This is a genomic window from Mesorhizobium sp. M1169 (genome assembly GCF_040318345.1).
GTDB lineage: Bacteria > Pseudomonadota > Alphaproteobacteria > Rhizobiales > Rhizobiaceae > Mesorhizobium.
The window spans coordinates 1-12,291 of record NZ_JAMYME010000030.1; the positions used below are offsets into that span (position 1 = coordinate 1).

Here is a 12,291-nt window from a genome sequence, read left to right on the forward strand (position 1 = left end):
TGCCTGCCTTTCGGCGCCAAAAGGGGAAGTAAGGGCGCGCGGCAGCATTCCCTCCCCCTTGTGGGGAGGGTTAGGGTGGGGGTCCATCTTCGTAAGAATCCAAATGCGATAGCCCTGCCTCGAGGGGGGAGATCTGCAACTTCGCCGTCCGCGCTTACTTCCCCGCTGGTCAAAATCCTCGCGGCTTGGCACAGTCGGGCAAAGAGGAGCCTGTTGATGCCGAAGACCGCCAATGCGACGAAACCAAAACCCTGGGCCGAGATGGCGACGCATCTGGTCGATGTCGCTATGGGTCGCAAACCCGCCGATCTCGTCATCCGCAACGGGCGCTGGGTCAACGTCCATTCGGGCGAGATCATCGCCGGCACCGACATTGCCATTGCCGGCGGCCGCTTTGCCTATTGCGGGCCGAACGCCGGCCATGCCATCGGCCAGGGCACTAAGGTGGTCGATGCCGGCGGCCGCTATCTGGTGCCGGGGCTTTGCGACGCGCATATGCATGTCGAGAGCGGCATGGTGACGGTGACGGAATTCTGCCGCGCGGTGATCCCGCATGGCACAACTTCGATGTTCATCGATCCGCATGAGATCGCCAACGTGCTCGGCCTGCCGGGCGTGCGGCTGATGCATGACGAGGCTGTCGCCATGCCGGTCAACGTACTCGTGCAGATGCCGTCCTGCGTGCCTTCGGCACCGGGGCTGGAGCATGCCGGCGCCGAACTGACCGTCGCCGACGTTGCCGAAGCGATGAGCTGGGAAAACATCATCGGGCTCGGCGAGGTGATGAATTTTCCCGGCGTCGCCGCCAACGATCCGGTGATGTCGGGTGAGATCGCCGCGACGGTGAGGGCCGGCAAGACCGTCGGCGGGCATTATGCCTCGCGCGATCTCGGCCTGCCGTTCCATGGCTATGTCGCCGGCGGCCCCGAGGATGACCACGAAGGCACGCGCGCCGAGGACGCCATCGCGCGCGTCCGCCAGGGCATGAAGGCAATGCTGCGGCTGGGCTCGGCCTGGTACGACGTGGCCTCGCAGATCAAGGCGGTGACGGAGAGCGGGCTCGACCCGCGCAACTTCATCCTATGCACCGACGACAGCCATTCCGGCACGCTGGTGCACGAAGGCCATATGGACCGGGTCGTGCGCCACGCCATCAGCCAGGGCTTGAAGCCGGTGACGGCGATCCAGATGGCGACGCTCAACACCGCCCAGCATTTCCGGCTGGAGCGCGAGATCGGCTCGATCGCGCCGGGGCGGCTCGCCGATCTGCTGATCGTCTCCGACCTCGCCGAAATGACCATCGACGAGGTCTATGGCCGCGGCGTCAGGCTGGCCAAGGGCGGCAAGCTCGAAATCGACATTCCGGCCTACAACTATCCGCGGACGGCGAAGAACACCGTCAAGCTCGGCAGGAAGCTCAAGGCCGGCGATTTCGACATCGCCGCACCCCTGGGCGCCAACGAGGTGCGGGTGCGGGTCATCGGCGTCATCGAGAATCAGGCGCCGACGCGGGCGCTGGAGGCCGATCTTGCCGTCGAGGACGGGCTGGTCGCCATGGATCGCCGCAACGATGTCTGCCAGATCGCGCTGGTCGAGCGCCACAAGGGCACCGGTGGCGTCACCAACGCCTTCGTCTCCGGCTTCGGCTATATCGGCGACTGCGCCATGGCCTCGAGCGTGGCCCACGATGCCCACCACATCATCGTCGTCGGCACCAACAAGCAGGATATGGCTCTGGCCGTGAACCGGCTGGGCGAGGTCGGCGGCGGCGTCGTGCTGTTTTCCAACGGCAAGGAGCTGGCGCTGGTCGAAATGCGGATCGCCGGGCTGATGTCGGACGAGCGCGCCGAAATCGTCGCCGCCAAGGCCGACAAACTCAGCGACGCAATGCGCCAGATGGGCTGCTCGCTGAACAACGCCTACATGCAGCACTCGCTGCTGGCGCTGGTCGTCATCCCCGAGCTCAGAATTTCCGACGTCGGCCTGATCGACGTGACAACTTTTCAGAAGGTTGATTTGTTCGTTTGAAGAATCACTGAACCCTGGAGGGACAGCGTCCCCTCTGTCCGGCAGGACAGAGGGGGGCGCGAAGGATCGCTGCAGAGCGTTTTTGTTGACAGCTGCCAATCACCGGCGCGTTTGGCAGCAGAGGTCGGCTCACCCGCCGGTGGCGATGGTCAGCACTTTGAACGGCGTGGTGATGACGATTTCGGCGACCGAGCCGACGGCCTTGCCGAGGCCCTGGCCGAGATTGTCGAGCTGGGCCGGCGCGGTCTCTTCGGAGGCGAGGCCCGCGGGGGCACGCAAGCGGTCGCCGAGCAGCTGCACCAGGAACGGATTGTCGGCGAATTTGGCGTGGTTCAGCCGGTCGCCGCCCTTGGTCTTGGTCAGGTCGACCACCGAGACGCCATAGCTGGCGAGGTCGGCCGCGTCGCCATAGTCGCCGACGCGTGGCTTGTCGCCGGAGATCAGGGTCGACAGCCTGAGCGCCCGGTCGTCGCCCGAAAGCAGCACGGCGAACGGCTTGTCGGGCTTGCCGTAGCGGATCATCTGCTTCTTGAACACGTCGACGTCGATATCGGGCGAGGCCAGGATGACGTAGCCGAGCTTGCCGCCGAGGTCGCGGTCGCCGGTGATGGCAAGCTGGCGCAACGCTTCCATGGTCACCCAGGTCCCCATCGAATGGGCAATGATGTCGATGCTCTTGGCGCGGCTCCTGGCGAGCATGCGCAGCGTCGCTTCGAGATCGTCGCGCGCCGCATTGGCGCTTTCCTTGTCGTAGATGTAGCCGGTCGTCTTGCCGCTCGACGCCCACGAAAACAGCACCGGCGTGCCTGGGTATTTCGTGTCGTGCGCGATCTGCGTCAGCCGGTAGATACCGTCGTCGAATCCGTTGTTGAAGCCGTGCACGAAAACCAGCGCGCGGTCGCCGCGCATGGCGATGTCGGCGCCGACCGCCTTGGCGAATTGCGGGGCGCCTTCGTAGAAGGTGACGCCGGTCGCCGTGAAATCCTTCGCCGGATTGCTGTTGGCCGAGCCCTTGACCCGCTCGATGGCGCCGAGCTGGTGGATTTTGGGCACCGTCACCTCGACGCTGGCAAAGCTGGTGGTCGGCGAACGGTCGCCGTCGAACACCTGCCGGGGCTCTTTCATTGCCTTTTGCCGGGTTGTGGCGACGAAGATCTTGTGCGTCGCCGCAATGTCCGAAGCAGGCACGATGATCGTAGTCTTGTTGAGCAGATCGTGCGTGTTCTGGCCGGCGCAGCCGGTAACCGCGAGCGTGAACGCAACGACGAGAAAGATCTTCGAAGGTACGATCACGCGGGCTCCCGCAAAGGCGACGTCGAGCCGGAGACGTCTTGGCCTATTCGATAGAGGCAGAGGCCGGCACGGTCCAGTTCAAACTGTTCCGATGGTGCGGCAATGGTCAACGGTCGCTGCCGCGCAATGCAGCTATTGTCCTACCGAGGCGATGCGGTCTGTCACTTCGCGGTCGCTGGCAAACCCGTCATCCTCGCGCAGCTTCTGGCCGATCAACTGCACCAATTCCGGATTATCGGCGAATTTGGTGTGGTTGAAGCGGTCGGTTCCCTTGACGCTGGAGAGATCGACGACCGACACGCCATAGCTGGCGAGGTCGGCGGCGTTCTTGTAGTCGCCAACGCGCGGCCGCGCACCGGCGATCAGGCCGGAGAGCCGCAGCGCCCGGTCGTCGTCGGAGAGCAGCAGGATGAACGGCTTGTCCGGCTTGCCGTAGCGGCGCATCTGGCTCTTGAACACGTCGACGTCGATGTCGGGCGAGGCCAGCACGACGTCGCCGAGCTTGCCGCCCAGATCACGGTCGCCGGTGATAGCGAGCTGGCGCAGCGCCTCCATGGTAACCCAGGTCCCCAGCGAATGGGCGACGATGTCGATGCGTCGCGCGCCGGTCTGCGCCAGCATTCTCAGCGTCACTTCCAGCTGGTCGCGGGCAACGCTGGCGCTTTCCTTGTCGTAGACGTAGTCGGTGGTCTTGGCGCCCGACGCCCAGGAAAACAGCACCGGCGTGCCCGGATAGCCGGAATCATGGGTGATCTGGGTGACGCGGTAGACGGCGTCGTCGAAGCCGGTGTTGTAGCCGTGGACGAAGACCATGACGCGGCCGCCGCGCGCCGCGATGTCGGCGCTGAGCGCGCTGGAGAATTTCGGCTGGGTGTCGTATCCGACGACCTCGGAAGCCATGAAGTATTTGGCCGGATCGTCCGACTTGCCGCGCGAGCGCCGCTCGATCTGGCCTGTCTTGTGGATGCCGGGGACGGTGACGTTGACGCGGGCATAGTTCAGCGTCGCCGAACGCTCGCCGTCGAAGACCTTGTTGGGATCGTCGGAGCGCTTGCGCGTCGTGGCGATGAAGATCGAGTGATTGCCGGCGATTTCCGTCACCGGCACTGCCATCATGGCGCTGCCGAGCAGTTCCTCGGTTTGGCGGCCGCCGCAGCCGGCGAGCAGCGCGGCAAGGACAATGATGCAAATCGTCTTCAAGGGCACTTAAGCAATTCCACTCCGGCCTGACCAAAGGCCCATCCACCTCCGCCGCACCTCCCGGACAGGCGAAGTGCGGCAGAAGTAAGTCGCAGGCGCCCGAAATGCGCTCAGCGCCCCGCGACTGCCATCGCACTGTTGCGCGAAAGCCAGAACGGCGGCAGGAACGCCGGAATGTTGGAAAACGGCAGCACTTCCGGCTTCAACCTTATGCCGAGCACGTCGCGCATGAAGGCGCGGCGCGCCTCGATGCGGCGCCAGGCTTCGGGATGGCGCGCCGCGATCTCTTCGCGCAGCGCCTCGTCGGCCAGCGCGATGCCGTCCTCGATGTTTGTGGTGAAATAATCGGTGCCGGTCGCCGGGATGATGTCGACCTGCAAGGCCATGCCCGATTTCAATCTGATGTCGGAGCCGGAAAATACCGGCGAATGCATCCATTCGTCGATATGGATGAGATGGCCGGGGTTGAGCGCTACGCCGAAGAACCGATCGCCGATGCGCTCATGCACAGCTTGCCACAACGCGCCGCCGGGAACGCCGATGCCGACCGTCTCGTACCAGTCGACGACGGCGCAGAAATAGGGCGCGACCAGCTTCTCGACATAGTCCTGGATGCCCCTCGGAAGCTCGGCCGCGTCCTCGACCAGAAAACCGGCGCGGGCATTGAGCGAGCCCTGGATGCCATAGGCCATGGTGATCGGGTCGCCGCGCTTGATGACGTCAAGACGCGGGCTTGGCAGGCCATAGGCCGCCCGCCTGCCGGCCGACAGCATCGGGTGGCAGCATTGCGGCAGGCCGTTGATGCCCATCAGCCGCGCCGCCTGCAATTCGGTCATGCCGGGTTCGATGCCTTGCAGGACATTGCGCAGGCCTTGCGAGGAATAGGTCGCGGCGAATTCGAACGCGGCCAGTTGGTCGGCCTCGTTGATGGCGCGCAGGCCGTCGGCAGGGTTCATCAAAAGGTTCGCCGCGTTGACGATCACGCCCCTATCGCCGGCAAGGCTGCGCAACGTGTCGGCGATGAAGGACGGCAGGTCGAGCGTCGTTTCGCCAAAACCCGCATCGCCGGGGCCGAACGGCTTCCAGCCGATGGCGCCGATGCGCTGGCCGGCTTTCAGGCCGCAACCGACGAGGATGTCGGCCAGCGCTTGCGAACGGTCGCGCGGCTGCGCCGGCAGCGAGAACGTCTGGTAGAGCACGCGCTCGTAAGGCCCGTCGCAGATCTCGGCATAGCCCCAGCCCTCATTGCCGACCAGCAGTTTCGGCGGCTTACCGGGAACGATGACCAGCAGCGTCTCCTCGAAGCGAGGATCGTAGCCGCAGAGGTAGGCGACATTGGCCGCATGTTCGCGGTCGCCATAGACGACGAAGACATCGAACCGGCCAAGTGCGACCAGCGCCGCGATACGGGCCTCATAGGTGGCGCGCGTAACCAGCGGCATCACCGTCGGCTCGCCGAACTCCGGCAGCGACACGGTTTTCTGGGCAACCGATGCGACAGGCATGAGCAAACGCCCCCAAATGCTTACGTTGATTCCGGAAATGCCCCTTCGGGGCGGCCGGACAATGGCTTCACGAGGCCAGATATGCAATAGCGGGACCGAACTCGCGTAGCCTGTGGGGTGCTCGTGCCATGACCAGTTTCTCCTCTCGCGTCGCTGCTGCCGCTGCGGCGATCCGCGAGATCTTTCCGGAAACGCCGCTGCAGGAAAACGACTATCTGTCGAAGAAAACCGGCGCGCGGGTGCTGCTGAAGCGCGAGGACCTGACGCCGGTGCGCTCCTACAAGATCCGCGGCGCCTTCAACTTCTTCCGCAAGACGCTCGCCGCCGGCAATCAGGCCGAGCTGTTCGTCTGCGCCTCGGCCGGCAATCATGCGCAGGGCTTTGCCTTCGTCTGCCGCCATTTCGGCAAGAGGGGCGTCGTCTTCATGCCGGTGACCACGCCGCAGCAGAAGATCGACAAGACGCGGCTGTTCGGCGGCGAATTCGTCGAGATCAGGCTGGTCGGCGATTTCTTCGACGACTGCTACCGCGCCGCACTCGAATTCACCGAAACTGCCGGCGCACACATGGTGCCGCCGTTCGACCATAAGGACATCATCGAAGGGCAGGCGACCGTCGCCTACGAGATATCAGGCCAGATGCCCGGTGCGCGCATGGCTGATATCGTCATGCTGCCGGTCGGCGGCGGCGGCCTGGCCGCCAGCGTCACCCATTATTTCGCCGACCAGCAGCGAGAAACACGTTTCGTCTTTTGCGAGCCGGCCGGCGCCCCGAGCCTGAGCGAGAGCCTCGCCGCCGGAAAGCGGGTCAAGCTCGCCAAGGTCGACAATTTCGTCGACGGCGCGGCGGTGGCCGAGATCGGCCGCGAGCCGCTGCGCCACCTCAGGGAGTTTGCCGCCGACACCGTGCGGCTGATCCCGGAAAACCGGCTCTGCGCAACCATGATCGAAATGCTCAATGTCGAGGGCGTCGTGCTCGAGCCGGCCGGCGCGCTGGCGATCGATGCGCTCAAGGATTTTTCCAGGAAGGAAATCAGGGGCAAGACCATCGTCGCCGTGGTGTCGGGCGGCAATTTCGATTTCGAGCGGCTGCCGGATGTGAAGGAACGGGCGCTGCGCTTCGAGGGCTTGAAGAAATACTTCATCATCCGCTTTCCGCAACGGCCCGGCGCGCTGCGCGATTTCCTCGAATTGCTGGGTCCCGACGACGACATCGCCCGCTTCGAATATCTGAAGAAATCGGCGCGCAATTTCGGTTCGGTGCTGATCGGTATCGAAACCAAGGACCGCCGCAATTTCGACCTGCTCAAGGCGAATTTCGACGCCGAGAGCGTCCATTACCAGGACATCACAGACAACGAGACGCTCGCCGGGTTCATCATATGAGCAGCAACGATCTTCCGAACGCTCCGGCGAACGTTTTTATCGCGCTGTTTTCCGGCATCAATGTCGGCGGCAACCGCATCGTCAAGATGGCGGAACTCAGGTCATTTTTCGAGCAGCTCGGCTTCTCCGATGTCGCCACCTATGTGCAGAGCGGCAACGCCGTGTTCCGGTCGCCAGATGGCGATGCGGCGACGCTGACCAAGCGGTTGGAAGCGGAATTCGAGAAGAAATGGGGGTTCCATTCACGCATCATGGTGCGCGATCTCGGCTGGCTCGAGCGGCTGGCGTCGGACAATCCCTATCCGGAAGTGGCCGGCGAGCCGACCAAGCTGCATGCCTATGCGCTGGAGCGCCGGCCGACCGCCGAGGAGGTCGCCCGGCTGGCGGAAAAATGCACCGGGCCCGAACGCTTCGAGATCAAGGGCGACGTGCTCTACCTGCATGCGCCTGACGGGCTCGGCAAATCGGTGTTTGCCAATCTCATTCCGCGCGTTCTGAAGGTGCCGGGCACGGCGCGCAATTGGCGCACCGTGCTGATGCTGCTGGACATGGCCCAGGCCGGCGGTTGACAGGTCGTCTACGCGGCCGGAGCGCGTTTCCAGTCGAATGCCAGCTCTTCACGGAAGGCGAAGCGCTTGATGTGCTCGGCGACGACCGTTTCCAGGCGCTCGAGCGAGCCGGCTTCATCGGTCGTCACTGCAATGTGCAGCGCAGCCGGGTCGGCATCGAGAACCGTGCGGCCGAGCGTCAGATCGATGGTGCCGTGGTTCGGGTCGAATTCGACGGGAAACTTGTGCGCCCAATGTTTGCACAGCTGCTGCAGATAGCGGCTGGCATGTTCGGTGGCGACGTCGACATGGCTGGCCGGCATGAATGAATTCTCCTTGGGAATGCTGACGCGAAAACCGAACCAGGGCCCGCCTGCGTCCGTTCAAGATGGCGTGATCGGTTACCAGCTGCCGGTGTTCGGCATCGAGGCCCACGGTTCGGCCTTGGGCTTGGCCGGGCCTTTCTGCAAAAGCTCGATCGAGATGCCGTCCGGCGATTTGACGAACGCCATGTTGCCGTCGCGCGGCGGCCGGTTGATGGTAACGCCATTGTCCATCAGCCGCTGACAGGTGGCGTAGATGTCGTCGACCTCATAGGCGAGATGGCCGAAATTGCGGCCGCCCTTGTAGTCTTCCGGGTCCCAATTGTAGGTCAGCTCGACCAGCGGCGCTTTCTCGCTGATGCCGCTCTGCTCGTCTTCGGGGGCGGCGAGGAAGATCAGCGTGTAGCGGCCTTGCTCGTTTTCATGGCGGCGCACCTCCTTGAGGCCAAGCTTGTTGCAGTAGAAATCGAGCGAAGCATCGATGTCGGCGACGCGGACCATGGTGTGCAGATAGCGCATGATTTCCTCCTTATGTTGCGTTGCGGCGCAACATAGGGGCGGCCCGGCCAAAGGGCAATTGGCCACGCTTGCCGGCGCCGGCAAACGGCAAATCCGCTATTCCTGTACGGAACCGTGAAAAAAGGCACGTCAGGTCTTGCACACACCGGAAGCCGCGGTGTTAATCTGATACCAAGAATCAGTTGCGGTGTTTGTTGAAAAAAGGGGGCGTTCTTATGGGGGAAAAGGCCTCTTTCATGGGGCGGGACGGGGCCGGTAACGATGCGTTGAAGCGGGATGAGAGCGCCGATACGGCCGATCTCGTCGAAATCGCCGGCGCCATCAAATGGTTCGACGTGGCCAAGGGCTACGGTTTCATCCTTCCCGATGATGGTACTTCGGGCGACATCCTCCTCCATGTGACATGCCTTCGAAAGGACGGTTTTCAGACCGCCCTGGAAGGCGCCCGTGTCGTCTGCCTGGTCAAGCAGGGCGAGCGCGGGCTGCAGGCCTTCCGCGTGCTCTCGATGGATGTCACCACGGCGGTGCATCCGGCGGAGATGCAGGAGCAGCGCACCCATGTCGCGGTGACGCCGGAAAGCGGCCTCGAACGGGCGCTGGTCAAATGGTTCAACCGCACCAAGGGGTTCGGCTTTCTGACCCGGGGCGAGGGCACCGAGGACATTTTCGTCCACATGGAGACGCTGCGCCGCTACGGCATCACCGAACTCCGGCCGGGCCAGGTGGTGCTGGTCCGCTTCGGACGCGGCGACAAAGGCCTTATGGCTGCCGAAATTCACCCCGATATGGGTACCTTGCCGATCTCGCATTAGTTCCGGCCGAGGATTTCATATGGCTCACAGGAACCGGGTGACCGCGGGCGCGCTCTGCGCCGGGATTTTCCTCATCGTCGCCGCAAGTGCGTTCTTCTATTTTCAGCAACCGAGTTCCGCCGACGGCAAGGCGATGATCCTTCCCGTCGACCCGGCGCCGCTGGTCGCGGTGACGAAGGCCGGCGAGCGTTCTTTTTCCGTGGAAATCGCCGACACGCCCGCCGAGCGCGAAGCCGGGCTAATGTTCCGCCGGCACATGGCCGACAATCACGGCATGCTGTTCGTGTTCGGCGCGCCGCAGGATGTGAGTTTCTGGATGAAGAACACGCCGATGCCGCTCGACCTGATCTTCGTCGGACAGGACGGCCGGATCCGGGCGATCGAGCAAGGCGAGCCGCAGTCGGAGGCGATCATCTCGCCGGACGAACCGGTGCGCTTCGTGCTCGAGCTCAAGGCGGGCACGGCCGCCAAAAAGGGCATTAAGGACGGCGACCTGCTGCGCCATCCGGCCATCGGCACGGCGCCGGGGCCGGCCATGCCGCCGCCCGACAAGGGCGATGCGCCGAGTGTCGATTCCGACTGAGCGGGCAGGATCTTCGGCCGATGCAGTTCTTCTCACATGACGGTTTCGACCTTGCTTTCCTTGACCGCCAGCCGGCATCGGGGCAGGGCGATCCGGTGCTGATGATCCACGGCTTTGCCTCGAGCCATTACGTCAACTGGGTGTCGCCCGGCTGGTTCAAGACGCTGAACGACGCCGGCTATCGTGCGATCGCCTTCGACAATCGCGGCCATGGCTCGTCGTCGAAGAGCTATGACGAAGCCGACTACACGCCGGCAAAAATGGCGTCGGACGCGGCAGCGCTTTTGAACCATCTCGGCATCGAACGCGCTCATGTCATGGGTTATTCGATGGGCGCGCGCATATCGGCCTTCCTGGCGCTCTCCGACCCGGAGAAGGTGGCGACGCTGGTCTTCGGCGGTCTCGGCATCGGCATGATCGACGGCGTCGGCGACTGGGATCCGATAGCCGACGCCCTTCTGGCCGACGATCCGGCAGGCACTAGCGATCCGCGCGGCCGCTCGTTCCGCGCGTTCGCCGATCAGACCCGCAGCGATCGCCGCGCGCTCGCCGCCTGCATCGCCACCTCACGCGAATTGCTGAGCGAGGCCGACATTGCCCGCATTGCCCAGCCGACCTTGATTGCGGTGGGAACCAAGGACGACATCGGCGGCTCGCCGGATGAACTCGCCGCTTTGATGCCCAACGCCAGGGCTTTTCACATCGAAGGCCGCGACCATATGCTGGCGGTCGGCGACAAGACCTTCAAGCAGCGCGTGCTGGAGTTTTATGCCGAGCATCGGTTTTGACGGATGGCTCCCCAAAAGCGGCCATTGGGCCTGAAGCTGGGGTTCTTAGCGGTTTTGCAACGATACGGGGATAACTAAGCGTGACGCGTGGATCGGTTCAAACCCGCCACGCGCTGAACGAGGGGGCAGAGGGTACGATGGCACAATGGGGAAGAAGCGACGCCGCTTTGCTGGGCATCGTTGCGAAAAGCAGGTTCGGCGAATGGTCCGTTGTTCTAGGGCTGGCTGCATTGGTGGCAGGCGCGATAGCGATCACCGCGTTGATGGCAATGCCGAGCGACGCGTCCGTGCTTATCCAGCACAGTGTGACAGGCTTCTTCATAGCGGTATTTTTCCTGATCGGGCCATTGGCGCATCTTACCGGCGCGGTCTTCGGGCTGATGGCGCTGGGTCGTCCAAACGACAATCGTTTGCTCGGCCTGGCTGGCATCGTGGTCAACGGCGCGTCGCTTGCCGCCGGGGTGTTTATGCTGTGGGCCATGGCATCGACCATAGGCGCGTTTACGTGATTTCGGGCAAATCTTCCGGACGCAAGTGGCCGACGCGTCGGGCTACGATCGGCGCGGGCTGTGCCCCAGCGCCCTGAGCGAGCGCGCCATGTTATGCCGGGCCTGGGTTTCGAAGCGCCGGCGGAATTCCTCGCTGTGGAAGATATGCGGACGCGCGAGGAAGCCCTCTAGCACTGCGGCACGGCCGGCCCGCCACATCGGCTCTTCGACCCACTGATATTCGCGGCGGACCGCCTGCTCGTAGGCGTCGAACACGTCGGGCGCAGCACCCAGTATCGCCAGGTCCATGTCGAGGAACAGCGCCGCGTCGCGAACTGAATGCTGGTCGCCAAGGGGCGGCAATTCGTGGCCGGCGGTGGCAGTGATCATCGCCGCGATGCGACCGAGGCGTTGTGCATCGGCGCGACCGGCGAGCTTTTCCTCGGCAAGTGCGGCACTCCTCGCCTCATTGTCCTTGGCGCGGCTGTCGTAGATCGCGTCGTGAAACCAGATCGCTGCCTCGACTGCTTCAGGATCATGCAACAACGCCTTGTAATCATTGGCCAGCGCCAGCATCGCCTCAATGTGGCCAAGGTCGTGGTAGTGGCGATCTTCGGCCCCATAGAGCGCGGAAAGCTCGCGCTTCAGGGTCTCGTCCATCAAGATTGCGTTTTCCATGGCTGCTTGAAATTCCGCCAACCAAATCCATTTCACGAAGCACTAAGGAAAATTGAGTTCACCCGTGCTATGATCTGGCTTATAGGTGCGGCCGGAGAATAGGCAAGCCGCCAACCGAGACATTGGATGGGCGAGACATTG

Annotated in this window: 13 protein-coding genes; 7 read left to right on the top strand and 6 right to left on the bottom strand. The window is 63.7% G+C overall.

Annotation, left to right across the window (positions count from 1 at the left end; all coding sequences use genetic code 11):
• Positions 1 to 216: 216 nt before the first annotated feature.
• The gene (ade, locus tag NKH41_RS24145) at positions 217 to 2,028 is read left to right on the top strand and encodes an adenine deaminase (protein ID WP_352934299.1); all 1,812 of its coding nucleotides are present in this window, start codon (positions 217 to 219) and stop codon (positions 2,026 to 2,028) included.
• Between the two features lie 129 nt (positions 2,029 to 2,157).
• On the opposite strand, the gene NKH41_RS24150 is transcribed toward ade, so the two are convergent.
• From NKH41_RS24150 to NKH41_RS24160, 3 genes are all read right to left on the bottom strand, one after another.
• Entirely contained in the window at positions 2,158 to 3,321 is a 1,164-nt protein-coding gene (locus tag NKH41_RS24150) for an alpha/beta hydrolase (RefSeq protein ID WP_352934302.1), read from the bottom strand.
• Positions 3,322 to 3,453: 132 nt separating this feature from the next.
• Positions 3,454 to 4,527, bottom strand: coding sequence for an alpha/beta hydrolase (locus tag NKH41_RS24155; RefSeq protein ID WP_352451120.1), 1,074 nt, complete (start codon positions 4,525 to 4,527; stop codon positions 3,454 to 3,456).
• 104 nt (positions 4,528 to 4,631) lie between these two features.
• Entirely contained in the window at positions 4,632 to 6,026 is a 1,395-nt protein-coding gene (locus NKH41_RS24160; protein ID WP_352934305.1) for a M24 family metallopeptidase, read from the bottom strand.
• Positions 6,027 to 6,154: 128 nt separating this feature from the next.
• Between NKH41_RS24160 and ilvA the strand changes: the two genes are divergently transcribed.
• Positions 6,155 to 7,411, top strand: coding sequence for a threonine ammonia-lyase IlvA (gene ilvA / locus NKH41_RS24165; RefSeq protein WP_352934308.1), 1,257 nt, complete (start codon positions 6,155 to 6,157; stop codon positions 7,409 to 7,411).
• Positions 7,408 to 7,980 carry a DUF1697 domain-containing protein gene (locus NKH41_RS24170; protein WP_352934311.1) on the top strand — a complete coding sequence of 191 codons (573 nt, stop codon included), beginning with the start codon at positions 7,408 to 7,410 and terminating at the stop codon, positions 7,978 to 7,980. The genes ilvA and NKH41_RS24170 overlap by 4 nt, the downstream gene beginning before the upstream one ends.
• Before the next feature lie 8 nt (positions 7,981 to 7,988).
• Here NKH41_RS24170 and NKH41_RS24175 read toward each other — a convergent pair whose 3' ends face one another.
• The gene (locus NKH41_RS24175) at positions 7,989 to 8,282 is read right to left on the bottom strand and encodes a DUF2218 domain-containing protein (protein WP_254817703.1); all 294 of its coding nucleotides are present in this window, start codon (positions 8,280 to 8,282) and stop codon (positions 7,989 to 7,991) included.
• A gap of 78 nt (positions 8,283 to 8,360) precedes the next feature.
• Positions 8,361 to 8,801 carry a lactoylglutathione lyase gene (gloA, locus tag NKH41_RS24180; RefSeq protein ID WP_023674793.1) on the bottom strand — a complete coding sequence of 147 codons (441 nt, stop codon included), beginning with the start codon at positions 8,799 to 8,801 and terminating at the stop codon, positions 8,361 to 8,363.
• A gap of 215 nt (positions 8,802 to 9,016) precedes the next feature.
• Here gloA and NKH41_RS24185 point away from each other — a divergent pair, with 215 nt between their 5' ends.
• The 4 genes from NKH41_RS24185 to NKH41_RS24200 all read left to right on the top strand — a co-directional run bounded on the left by NKH41_RS24185 (position 9,017) and on the right by NKH41_RS24200 (position 11,493).
• On the top strand, positions 9,017 to 9,613 hold the full coding sequence (locus NKH41_RS24185) for a cold-shock protein (RefSeq protein WP_502906047.1): 597 nt from the start codon (positions 9,017 to 9,019) through the stop codon (positions 9,611 to 9,613).
• A 19-nt stretch (positions 9,614 to 9,632) separates the two neighbouring features.
• The gene (locus tag NKH41_RS24190) at positions 9,633 to 10,196 is read left to right on the top strand and encodes a DUF192 domain-containing protein (protein WP_352620826.1); all 564 of its coding nucleotides are present in this window, start codon (positions 9,633 to 9,635) and stop codon (positions 10,194 to 10,196) included.
• 20 nt (positions 10,197 to 10,216) lie between these two features.
• A complete protein-coding gene (locus NKH41_RS24195; RefSeq protein WP_352746715.1) occupies positions 10,217 to 10,984 on the top strand; it encodes an alpha/beta fold hydrolase in 768 nt (255 codons plus the stop codon).
• 80 nt (positions 10,985 to 11,064) lie between these two features.
• Positions 11,065 to 11,493 (top strand): hypothetical protein, encoded by a 429-nt coding sequence (locus NKH41_RS24200; protein WP_352934314.1) that lies wholly within the window; start codon positions 11,065 to 11,067, stop codon positions 11,491 to 11,493.
• A 42-nt stretch (positions 11,494 to 11,535) separates the two neighbouring features.
• Here NKH41_RS24200 and NKH41_RS24205 read toward each other — a convergent pair whose 3' ends face one another.
• Positions 11,536 to 12,150, bottom strand: coding sequence for an HD domain-containing protein (locus NKH41_RS24205; RefSeq protein ID WP_352934317.1), 615 nt, complete (start codon positions 12,148 to 12,150; stop codon positions 11,536 to 11,538).
• Positions 12,151 to 12,291 lie beyond the last annotated feature (141 nt).

Excerpts from the sequence above, each read along its gene's own strand:
- ilvA (WP_352934308.1), top strand. The coding sequence starts at position 6,155 with ATGACCAGTTTCTCCTCTCGCGTCGCTGCTGCCGCTGCGGCGATCCGC.
- NKH41_RS24195 (WP_352746715.1), top strand. The coding sequence starts at position 10,217 with ATGCAGTTCTTCTCACATGACGGTTTCGACCTTGCTTTCCTTGACCGC.
- NKH41_RS24205 (WP_352934317.1), bottom strand. The coding sequence starts at position 12,150 with ATGGAAAACGCAATCTTGATGGACGAGACCCTGAAGCGCGAGCTTTCC.
- NKH41_RS24175 (WP_254817703.1), bottom strand. The coding sequence starts at position 8,282 with ATGCCGGCCAGCCATGTCGACGTCGCCACCGAACATGCCAGCCGCTAT.
- NKH41_RS24160 (WP_352934305.1), bottom strand. The coding sequence starts at position 6,026 with ATGCCTGTCGCATCGGTTGCCCAGAAAACCGTGTCGCTGCCGGAGTTC.
- NKH41_RS24190 (WP_352620826.1), top strand. The coding sequence starts at position 9,633 with ATGGCTCACAGGAACCGGGTGACCGCGGGCGCGCTCTGCGCCGGGATT.
- NKH41_RS24185 (WP_502906047.1), top strand. The coding sequence starts at position 9,017 with ATGGGGGAAAAGGCCTCTTTCATGGGGCGGGACGGGGCCGGTAACGAT.
- gloA (WP_023674793.1), bottom strand. The coding sequence starts at position 8,801 with ATGCGCTATCTGCACACCATGGTCCGCGTCGCCGACATCGATGCTTCG.
- NKH41_RS24170 (WP_352934311.1), top strand. The coding sequence starts at position 7,408 with ATGAGCAGCAACGATCTTCCGAACGCTCCGGCGAACGTTTTTATCGCG.
- ade (WP_352934299.1), top strand. The coding sequence starts at position 217 with ATGCCGAAGACCGCCAATGCGACGAAACCAAAACCCTGGGCCGAGATG.